This window comes from Bacillus sp. 2205SS5-2, assembly GCF_037024155.1.
GTDB lineage: Bacteria > Bacillota > Bacilli > Bacillales > Bacillaceae_K > Bacillus_CI.
Genome location: NZ_JAYKTS010000043.1, coordinates 18,765 through 28,438 on the forward strand (window position 1 = coordinate 18,765; position 9,674 = coordinate 28,438).

A 9,674-nucleotide genomic window follows, 5' to 3' on the forward strand; every position below is an offset into this window, starting at 1 on the left:
CCACAATATATACGAAGAGAGCCTACAATAAAACGCGAGTATAAAATGACAACCATTTTATACTCGCGTTTTTTATTAGGCTAATTTCAAGCAGTAGATACTTCGAGAAAAATAAGCTAAGCGGCATCATTTCGTCTGTTTTTGAACGAAGCCAATACCGCAACGGAAGATTCTGTGAAGAATATATAAAAAAGCATCAATCTATATGGAAGGAGCCAAATGTTATCAGCAATTTTCGCAAAAATGATTACTTTTTCAGACGTCAATAAGCAAGCATTTTTGAAAAACCCCCAAGAATAGACTTGAAAAGGCAGAATAGTATAAATTTTTTGCATAATAGCCGATATTAACGAACTAAAAATGATAAAATATAGAAAGTTGAGTTTATGAATTATTTGGGTGTTTTTGGTATTTTATTGTTTGTAAGATAATATCAGAACTTCCAACCAGAAAAACGATGAATACGAAAAATGTCCAGAAGTCTATCTATATCGGGATGTATGAACTAGTTTGAAAACCAACAATAGTAAAAGGCATTCGGAAAATGTAAAATGGGGGAGATAGGGTTGGAGATTGTAACAAGAACGGAGAAGCCACGCGCAAGAAGGAGGAAGTGGGCGTTAGTTGGGGTAATATCGTTGACGTTAGTAGTGATGATAGTGCAATTAATCCCAGTGAAAAAAGTGAAGGATAATCCTTTTATTCGTACCGAGGAATCCCCTTTAATTATTGCTCATCGCGGGGGTGCTGGAATTGCGCCAGAGAATACGATTTCGGCATTTGAATTGTCTGAAAAGCTTGGTGTTGATATCCTTGAGTTTGATGTGAGGTTGTCGAAGGATGGAGAAGTTGTTGTATTTCATGATGAAAGAGTGGACCGAACAACAAATGGGAAAGGAAGAATTTCAGAATATACCCTTAAAGAGTTACAGTCCTTCGATGCTGGTTATGATTTCGTTGGTTCAGAAGGGGATTTTCCTTTTAGAGGAAAAGGCGTGAATATCCCCTCAATAGCCGATGTTTTGAACCAATTTGGGCATATGCCAATGGTGATTGAATTGAAAGAGAATGATGAGTTGCTAGCGGATCAAGTGTCTGAGATGTTAAACCGATTTAATCTGAAAGACAATGTGTTAATTGTTTCCTTCTATGATGAAATTTCCAATTACTTTTACGAGAAGAATAATGGGGAAATTGGCATGAGCACACCTTCAAACATATCAAGAAACTTCATATTACTACATAAATTTTTCCTAGGAAATTTATACCCTCTAAAAGAAAAAGCACTTCAGCTTCCCACACAGTCGGGCGTATTGGATTTAACTACAAAGCGTTTAATTGCCGATGCTCATGAGAGAAATATAGCTGTTCATTACTGGACTATCAATGATATCGAAATGATGAAGTATGTTTTTGAACAAGGTGCCGATGGGATTATGACCGATTATCCGAACAAGGCGCTTCATTTATTACAGCAAAAAGGAGAAAATTGATATGAACATGAAGTTAAATACAGAAATAACAGAGTCAAAGAAACGACCTGTTTATTACCATCTTGGGGTAGGAGCTATAAGTTTACTATGTTTGACTACTTTCCTAATTATTGCGAACATTGCCAAGGAAGCTAAATTAATAAGCTTTGATACGGTGATAAGAGATCTTTTTATCGCAGAAACTGAGTCCTTTGTCTTTCAACTATTTGGAGTAATTACCTGGTTTGGAACAACACCAGGGGTCATCATCTTCCTGATTGTCATGTTTGGTGTGCTGGCGTTTGTTTATCGTGATTATCGCGGGGCTCTCTTGCTTATTACAATGGTTATTTTGACGAATGAATTAAACAAATTATTAAAAGATTTCTTTCAAAGAGAACGTCCTTCCATTAATTCAGCAATTGAGGCAATTGGGTATAGTTTTCCTAGTGGGCATGCTATGACCGGATTATTAGCCTACGGGTTAGCTACGTATTTACTCTTGAATAAGCATAAATCGTTTAAAGTAAGCTTGGTTGTAGGCATCAGTGGAGCTATTTTTATTCTGTTACTAGGATTTAGTCGAATCGTTTTGTCAGCGCATTATCCAACTGATGTTCTTGCAGGTCATTTGATGGGACTGACATTGCTCATTTTTAGTATTTATTTGTATCAATGGCTTCGTAGGAAGGAGGTACCTCGTCCTACCAAATAGTCCTTCACTAGGGGAGATGGTGGAACGAGGGACAGATCTCTTGTCCAAAAAAATCTAAATCACTTCAAAGCCAACAAATTTGTGAGTTATCGGAAATTTGTTGGCAGAAGTGATAGATAAGTGGCTAAATCGATCAGAGGTTCTGTAAACAGTAAAAAAGGAGGGACCGTTTACTGTCCCCCGTCCCGGTCTATCTCCCACCTAGCCCATACATGATGAGCTGTATCGTTTGTTCAATTTCACTTTCATCATCCCAGTCGCTCTCGGGAAAGAAAACGTGTCGAGTAATGAGATGACCTATGATTGTGGACACGGTAAATCGAATAGCTGTGTTTGTTGGCATTTCGATGATTTGACCTTGCTGTTGATAGTGCTTCACGAGAACGGCAAATCGTTGGTTGACTTTTTTGATGACATGTTCTTTGAATTGCTCTTTTAGTTCAGGGTGAAAAGGGATTTCTTGAACAACGATGCGAAAGATGTTCATATTCGCTAGGAGGAATTCCTGACGATTTACGATGACCGCACGCAAGAAGTCCTCATACCGCTCATACGGCGTGTCCATGATTTTTTGTATATCCTTGACTACAAAAGGAGCGATTACTTTTGCGATCATCGGTGAGACAATTCCGATAAGTAGATCCTTCTTCGTTTTATAGTGGCGGAAAATCGTTCCTTCGGCCACTCCTGCTTTTTTGGCGATTTGACTCGTGGACGTTGCGGCATAGCCCTTTTCTGCGAACATTTCAACGGCAGCTTCAATGATCTTGCGTTGTTTCTCTGTCATCTTTTCTTCTTCATTCGCAAAAAAATCCAGTAAATTTTTTTCGTCAGACATCGAAAATCTCCTTCGTAATAATAGTACTTATATTTTACGATATTTTTTCAAAGCTGCAATGTTTAACAAGATAAAAACGAAAGAGAAGAGCAGTAAAGCGAGTAAATCTCCCGTTAAATCACTTATTTCGGCACCGCGTAACATCACATCTCGTAAAGCACTTCCTGCATAATAAAGGGGTGTAATTGGACCAATCCAGCTTAACCATTCAGAAATTGTTTCTAAATTAAACAACCCAGAAAAGAAAATTTGTGGTACGACCACAAGAGGAATAAATTGCATCATCTGAAGCTCATTTTTGGCAAAGGCGGATAATAAAATTCCGAGTGTTAAAGCTGAAAAAGACAGCAATACGATGACGGTGAGCACAAGAGATACGTTTCCAACCATCAGCATGTCGAGCACATAAATACTAAAAAACGAAATAATCGCCGCTTGAATCATGGTGAAAATACCAAATCCGGCAATATAGCCAAGCACCATCTCCCAGATTTTTAGTGGGCTTGCAAGTAAGCGTTCCAATGTACCGCTCGTTCTCTCCCGTAAAAAAGAAACGCCGCTGACTAAAAAGACGAAAAAGAAAACAAAAAAACCAAGCAAGATGGGACCAAAGGAATCAAACATAGCCATTTCTTCATTTCCATGAACATACTCCATTTGCAAAGACGTCTCTTCTTTTGCGAACCACTCTTGTACATCCTTCATGACGGCTTTCGTCACAGACGGGTCGCTTCCTTCAACAACAACAGTTGGCGTACCGGTTAACAAAATAAAACCATCTAGTTCACCTGTTTCAATGAGAGCATACGCTTCACTTTCTGATACGGCTTGTGCTCCTTTGGTTTCAAATTGTTCTTGAATGGACGAATCGGCAACGACCCCGATAGAAGCGGTATAAGGATCCGCGTCAAAAATTAACCAGAGCAGCGTTAAAATAAAGAGTGGTGCTAAAAACATAAGGGCTAAGGTTCGTTTATCTCGAAAAAGCTGGAGCATAATCCGTTTGACGAATGCTAGTATTCTCATTCTAAATTCCCTCCAATGATAAGAAAACGTCTTCGAGGGTGGTGACATGGTAATCCTCTTTGATTTGGTGAGGTGAATCACTCGCAATCAAATTTCCCCCGCGTATTAATCCTAAGGTGTCACATTTTTCGGCTTCATCCATGACATGCGTCGTAATGAATAAGGAAACGCCTGCTTCTTTCAATTTCTGGAACTCATTCCAAATTTTCCGACGCAGCACGGGGTCGATCCCCACGGTTGGTTCATCCAAAATTAGTAGTTTCGGAGAGTGAAGCATAGCGATGACCAAGGAAAGCCTTCTTCGCATCCCGCCAGAATATTGAGCTACGGGTTTGTAAAGTGCTGGACTTAAATCGACCATTTCCATCAGTTCCTGAATTCTTTGTTTTCGAGTGCTTCTTTTCATGCCAAATAGGGAGGCAAAAAAATCGAGATTCTCATAAGCTGTCAACTCATTATATAGGGCATCACCTTGGGCCATATAACCCACTTCATAAAACAAAGATTTTGAGGAGAGGGGATTACCCTTGTACGTGATACCTCCTTCAGACGCATTTTCTAAGCCAATCATCATTTTAATTAACGTCGTTTTTCCGGATCCAGATGGACCGAGTAAACCATAAATTTCGCCCTCTTGAAGTTGTAATGTAATATTGGTTAACACGTTTTCCTTCCCAAAGTCTTTCGACAACGCTTGAATATCCATTAATACGGGTGTCATATGTAGAACTCCCTTCAATGATAATAGTGAGTAATCACTCACTATTATCATAATACCTTTGATAAAAGAATTCAAGGTAAAAGTGAGTAAATACTCATTTGGTTTATATTTGTAATATATAGCACTTTCAAGCTAAAATAAAAGGAGAACAAGTGGGGGGATGAGGAGAATGAAAGCACTAATTCAAATTGACTATACAATGGATTTTGTTGCCGATGAAGGAGCGTTATCTTGTTTTGAGCCTGCTCAAAGGATTGAAGAGAAAATTTATTCCTTAACATCTGAGTTCATTGAAAAGGGAGATTATGTGGTCGTTGCGGTAGATGTTCATGATGAAGGGGATAGGAATCATCCTGAAACCAAACTATATCCTCCTCATAATATTCGTTATACAGAAGGCCGGCATTTATATGGAAAAGTAAAAAATCTAATCGATCAGCACCAGCATAATGAGCGTGTTTATTTTATGGATAAAACAAGATATTCAGCATTTTCTGGCACTAATTTAGAATTAAAACTCAGAGAAAGAGGGATTACTGAGCTGCATCTCGTCGGCGTTTGTACCGAAATTTGTGTACTACATACCGCAATTGATGCCTATAATAAAGGGTTTTCTATTGTGATTCATCGAGATGCGGTCGCTTCCTTTAGTGAAGCTGGGCATGATTGGGCATTAGATCATTTTAAAACCGCTTTAGGGGCAACTGTTTTGTAGGGTGTTCTTTGCAACAGGTGGTATGAATTCAATCTCTGTTTACGTTTATCGGACAGGGAGAATTTCAGATAAAGCTGCATTAAAAAAACGCCAACTTCATCATTGTCAGCTTATTGAACAGCCTAGGTTAGAATGAAAATAATCTGTCGACGGTCGTGTTCACTTACAATAAAATTGTTTAATTTTAACAATCTAAACACACATAACACCGTTCGAATTTCGAACGGTGTTAAAAATGCTTGTTAAATATCTTTTAAGGGAACTTATTTTCTTTCACTAGAGCAATAATAAAGTTGTCTAAATCTATGGGTTATTCTACAATCGCACCAGATTATGGAAGACCATTATGTTATCTTATTGAAGATAAACGTGAGTTAGTCATATAATTGCCCCTAATCCTAATGCGCAACAAAAATAAAAGATCTTTCTTCGGGGTATTACTTCCTATATCTTAGATACGATGGATGCGACATCCTCGATCGCCTTTTTGGCTGCTGGACTGATGCCTGCAAGCTGAAAGAACCCGTGGTTCACCCCAAGGTACCGTCGGCATTGTGCCTCTACGTCCGATTCTAACAAACGACGGTATAAGGCCTCACCCTCGTCGACAAGCGCATCAAATTCAGCAGTTAATATATGGGTCTCTGGAAGACCATTGAGATCATTCCTGAATAATGGACTCGCTTCTGAGTGATCGGGGGGGATATTATTAGATAAATAAGCCTCGAAACCACTTAGAAGTGCGTCTCGTGTAATTACATAATCATTACCAAATTTTTTATAACTGTCGCTTGAAGCGGTCGCATCAAGCATTGGATAAATAAGAACTTGGCGCTTAGGCATCCATTTCCCTTGGTCCTTGAGACGAAGACAAGTAACTAGGGCAAGATGCCCTCCTGCGCTGTCGCCCGCAAGTGTAATGTCGTCAGGATTCCCACCCCAAGTCGAGGCATACTTACGGATGATGTAGGCAGCTTCGATTGCATCGTCATGAGCAGCCGGATAAACATGTTCCGGTGCCAAGCGATAATCAACGGCAACTACCAGACAACAGCCTAAATTAGCCAACATTCTCAATTGACGATCGTGGGTGTCGAAATCACCGCTTACAAAGCAGCCCCCATGATAATAAATCAAAATCGGAAGGTTAATTTGTTCCGATGGTTTGTATATACGAAGAGGTAGGCCATTAATCGTTTGATCAAAAATATCCCATACGTGGACGGCCTCTCCGGCAAGATCAATGGTGTTCAAATATCCTAGTCTACGCTCCTGAATGCTCTGTTGTCTTGCTGACGGACGCCCAGCTTCTATAAACTGTGCGACCAACTTACGAATACCATGCTCCAGATTGTTTAGAATTTTCATTCATGATTCCCTTTCTGTTTTTACTTTCTCCATTGAGTTTAATTATTAAATAATGCTAAATCAACTATCCTACCAGTTCGTTTAAGTGAAACTTTCACAATCTCAATGGTATAATCAAAGTCGAATAGTCTAATTACCTGAAAACGCTTATCAACAATCTGGTCCTTTTCAAAAGGAAAAACGCTTTTCCTTATTTCAGAAAAGCGCCCGATAGTTGAAGACCGTTCTGCACATCTATGCTTTCTAGACAACGAAGGAACAATCTTACTTTTCGTAGTTTTCCTTCACAAAATTTAAAATAGAAGCTTTTCATAAAGAAATTAATACAATTAAGCCATAGCCATTCACCATAACTAGAGAGTCTCATCCAATTTCTGAATCTTTGAGTGGGAAATTAAATATACATTGCCAAAAATGTCGATTTTGTCTCCCTTTGTACGTACAGCGCAATCTTTGTTCGACACATAAATATTCATTTCTTCCGATAAGGGAGACAGTTCGCTTTGAACTAGCGCAATGTTATTTTCAAAATCAAAATGAGACCGGACAGAAAAATCGTCAAGGCCGATTCCGTCGTAAATAGAGCTTATTTCATCTCCAAAGTTTTTCGAGCATAAAAATTTAGCGGACATATTGATCGCACCAGCGCTTGCTCCCATCACAACGGATCTGTTTCTTTTAATCAAATCCGACAATTCATATTCCATCAAAAAACCATTTTGGTTAAGAATATTTCCACCCAACAAGAAAATGACTGAAGCATTTTGAATTAACGCTTGGGCATCTTCCTTTTGTACGCGATAATTAATTAGATGATATTCATCAAATATAATGTCGGCCTGGTCAAGCCACGATCGCTCAGTAGCACCATCATCTTCATAAGAAAATGGATTCGAACTAATCATAACAAGCGATTTTCTATCAGTTATATCTTCTTGTAAAACCCTTCCCAGATTATCTGGGAAAAAATTGTTAAACCAACCTAGATAATAGTGAGTTTTCATAAGTACCCTCCGTAGAAAAGTATAAATAACATTAATTTCCTAATTACAGATTTCCCCGAACGGGAAAGCCCACTCCTTTAGGTGTAGGATGATAGTGAGGTCAGATACGGTGTAGCTTCTGCTACGTTAAGTATCTGAAATACTCCACTTTTTTGTTGCAGTAAACAATTAACGCTGGGGGTCAGGCCCTTTAATTACATTTTTCTAAGGAGAGCGTAAGGAAGCCTATACTATACGAGAATAGTAAGCTACATCGGCAACTCTGCCGTGTAAATGCGATTCAGGCAACACCGCTACCAAAGTAAATCCGAGTCTTTCAATTAACTTTTTTGACTTCATATTTTTATTATCTATAGTCGCACATAGGCGTTTAAGGTTTAATGTGCTTTTACTATGCTCAATGACTGCGGAAACCGCTTCATACGCAAAACCGCCTCCCCAATGCTCCCTCATGAAGCGATAACCAATTTCGCCAAGATAACCTTCTGCTATTTCTGGAATCATTACATCACCGATAAATTCATCAGTATCTTTTAAGGCGACAGTCCATTTTGTTTCAGTACGATTCCTAATCATTTCTAACATTGAGTGTTCATCACGAGGGGGATTAATTCCAAGAAATTCTCTTACTTCATCATTGTTAAACATTTTAAGCATATTGGGAATGTCTTTTTCCGCTCTCGGACGTAAAACCAATCGTTCTGTTTGAATTTTCGGTGCTTCTTTTTTTGCCATGATTTATTCCAGCCTTTCGTACATAATATAAATAATCTATCATGTGAACGCTCACCGACATTGAGTCAAAGAACCTTCATTATATTAATGTAAATCTTATGCAAATTCGTAATGGCACTATCGACAAAGGCTCCCGTTAATTTAAGTAAATAACAGAAAAGAACGCGTCCAATTGTTTAGTAGTAAATACAAGTTACTTTCTCGTTTTTACCAGATCCATAATATAAAACATTTGTGTAATCAAGAATGAAAGTAGAATAACTATAAGGGCTCCAAAAATGAATACAACATCTTCAGCCGGTGATCCCTCTCCAGAAAATAGAGTTCCTATAATAAAAAAGAAAACAATGCTTGCCAATACTGATAAAAAGAAAATACTTAAATATCGTGCCATACACTCTCTCCCCTAAACGGACTTATGTAATCATTTATGATTTTCTTGCTTAGAATCCTACCCTATTACTTAATACCAATTATTTCAAAAACATTCAGATCAAACAATCATGTTTTACATATAAATAGGACGCAAGGTTAGAAAATTGCGCCTGTTATTTATTCATAAAGACTTACAAATAATTGCATATTAAATAAATGATGCGACAATAATTAGTTATTTTTTGTTTTTTAGTTCTAAAAGTATAGGGGCTATATTTAGTAAGATAGAAACAATTGTCAAAAACCATAATGCCTTTTCCATAGTAGGTACAACATCCAATAAAGCTGACCAATCTTCACCTTTTACCCAATTAGATACAAGGCTATGTTCTGCACATAGTGTCAATGCTGTAAATGATAATCCCATTGCCATCGCAAGTTTATAATCATTTCCTGTAATATACATATACAAATTTATAAAAGTTGCTACTATAGCAATAAGGCCTAATATTAACCACATAATTGTGCCTCCAGTATGTTTTATTAAAGATGAACATTTATCACTAGTGTTGCATTAATTTAATTTCACTATTAAAAATACTCAAAATATTCAATGATTCTATTTTAAGCAAAGAAAAAGTCCTTTATAATAGATAAGTCAGGTGGTAACCCGTTCAAATCCACTAATAAAGGACCAATCTCATG

The 9,674-nt window shown here is 37.9% G+C and carries 11 protein-coding genes; 3 read left to right on the forward strand and 8 right to left on the reverse strand.

The window, feature by feature from the left end; genetic code table 11:
* Positions 1–566: 566 nt before the first annotated feature.
* Entirely contained in the window at positions 567–1,493 is a 927-nt protein-coding gene (locus tag U8D43_RS19215; protein ID WP_335872780.1) for a glycerophosphodiester phosphodiesterase family protein, read from the forward strand.
* Position 1,494: 1 nt separating this feature from the next.
* Positions 1,495–2,187, forward strand: a complete 693-nt coding sequence (locus tag U8D43_RS19220; RefSeq protein WP_335872781.1) for a phosphatase PAP2 family protein — start codon at positions 1,495–1,497, stop codon at positions 2,185–2,187.
* 190 nt (positions 2,188–2,377) lie between these two features.
* Here U8D43_RS19220 and U8D43_RS19225 read toward each other — a convergent pair whose 3' ends face one another.
* Genes U8D43_RS19225 through U8D43_RS19235 form a run of 3 tightly spaced genes read right to left on the reverse strand, consistent with a single transcriptional unit; the run spans position 2,378 to position 4,772 of the window.
* Positions 2,378–3,025 (reverse strand): TetR/AcrR family transcriptional regulator, encoded by a 648-nt coding sequence (locus U8D43_RS19225; protein ID WP_335872782.1) that lies wholly within the window; start codon positions 3,023–3,025, stop codon positions 2,378–2,380.
* Positions 3,026–3,052: 27 nt separating this feature from the next.
* Entirely contained in the window at positions 3,053–4,051 is a 999-nt protein-coding gene (locus U8D43_RS19230) for an ABC transporter permease (protein WP_335872783.1), read from the reverse strand.
* Between the two features lies 1 nt (position 4,052).
* Entirely contained in the window at positions 4,053–4,772 is a 720-nt protein-coding gene (locus U8D43_RS19235; protein WP_335872784.1) for an ABC transporter ATP-binding protein, read from the reverse strand.
* Between the two features lie 160 nt (positions 4,773–4,932).
* On the opposite strand from U8D43_RS19235, the gene U8D43_RS19240 reads away from it, so the two are divergent.
* Entirely contained in the window at positions 4,933–5,487 is a 555-nt protein-coding gene (locus U8D43_RS19240) for a cysteine hydrolase family protein (protein ID WP_335872785.1), read from the forward strand.
* A 444-nt stretch (positions 5,488–5,931) separates the two neighbouring features.
* Here U8D43_RS19240 and U8D43_RS19245 read toward each other — a convergent pair whose 3' ends face one another.
* The 5 genes from U8D43_RS19245 to U8D43_RS19265 form a co-directional block, all read right to left on the reverse strand.
* On the reverse strand, positions 5,932–6,855 hold the full coding sequence (locus tag U8D43_RS19245) for an alpha/beta hydrolase (protein ID WP_335872786.1): 924 nt from the start codon (positions 6,853–6,855) through the stop codon (positions 5,932–5,934).
* Between the two features lie 353 nt (positions 6,856–7,208).
* Positions 7,209–7,859 (reverse strand): Type 1 glutamine amidotransferase-like domain-containing protein, encoded by a 651-nt coding sequence (locus U8D43_RS19250; RefSeq protein ID WP_335872787.1) that lies wholly within the window; start codon positions 7,857–7,859, stop codon positions 7,209–7,211.
* A gap of 225 nt (positions 7,860–8,084) precedes the next feature.
* On the reverse strand, positions 8,085–8,594 hold the full coding sequence (locus tag U8D43_RS19255; protein ID WP_335872788.1) for a GNAT family N-acetyltransferase: 510 nt from the start codon (positions 8,592–8,594) through the stop codon (positions 8,085–8,087).
* A 193-nt stretch (positions 8,595–8,787) separates the two neighbouring features.
* The gene (locus U8D43_RS19260) at positions 8,788–8,988 is read right to left on the reverse strand and encodes a hypothetical protein (protein ID WP_335872789.1); all 201 of its coding nucleotides are present in this window, start codon (positions 8,986–8,988) and stop codon (positions 8,788–8,790) included.
* Positions 8,989–9,204: 216 nt separating this feature from the next.
* Positions 9,205–9,489 carry a hypothetical protein gene (locus U8D43_RS19265; RefSeq protein WP_335872790.1) on the reverse strand — a complete coding sequence of 95 codons (285 nt, stop codon included), beginning with the start codon at positions 9,487–9,489 and terminating at the stop codon, positions 9,205–9,207.
* Between the last annotated feature and the right edge of the window lie 185 nt (positions 9,490–9,674).

What these genes read in the sequence shown, in the direction of transcription:
- U8D43_RS19220 (WP_335872781.1), top strand. Translation starts at nt 1,495, where the DNA reads ATGAACATGAAGTTAAATACAGAAATAACAGAGTCAAAGAAACGACCT.
- U8D43_RS19225 (WP_335872782.1), bottom strand. Translation starts at nt 3,025, where the DNA reads ATGTCTGACGAAAAAAATTTACTGGATTTTTTTGCGAATGAAGAAGAA.
- U8D43_RS19230 (WP_335872783.1), bottom strand. Translation starts at nt 4,051, where the DNA reads ATGAGAATACTAGCATTCGTCAAACGGATTATGCTCCAGCTTTTTCGA.
- U8D43_RS19235 (WP_335872784.1), bottom strand. Translation starts at nt 4,772, where the DNA reads ATGACACCCGTATTAATGGATATTCAAGCGTTGTCGAAAGACTTTGGG.
- U8D43_RS19240 (WP_335872785.1), top strand. Translation starts at nt 4,933, where the DNA reads ATGAGGAGAATGAAAGCACTAATTCAAATTGACTATACAATGGATTTT.
- U8D43_RS19245 (WP_335872786.1), bottom strand. Translation starts at nt 6,855, where the DNA reads ATGAAAATTCTAAACAATCTGGAGCATGGTATTCGTAAGTTGGTCGCA.
- U8D43_RS19250 (WP_335872787.1), bottom strand. Translation starts at nt 7,859, where the DNA reads ATGAAAACTCACTATTATCTAGGTTGGTTTAACAATTTTTTCCCAGAT.
- U8D43_RS19255 (WP_335872788.1), bottom strand. Translation starts at nt 8,594, where the DNA reads ATGGCAAAAAAAGAAGCACCGAAAATTCAAACAGAACGATTGGTTTTA.
- U8D43_RS19260 (WP_335872789.1), bottom strand. Translation starts at nt 8,988, where the DNA reads ATGGCACGATATTTAAGTATTTTCTTTTTATCAGTATTGGCAAGCATT.
- U8D43_RS19265 (WP_335872790.1), bottom strand. Translation starts at nt 9,489, where the DNA reads ATGTGGTTAATATTAGGCCTTATTGCTATAGTAGCAACTTTTATAAAT.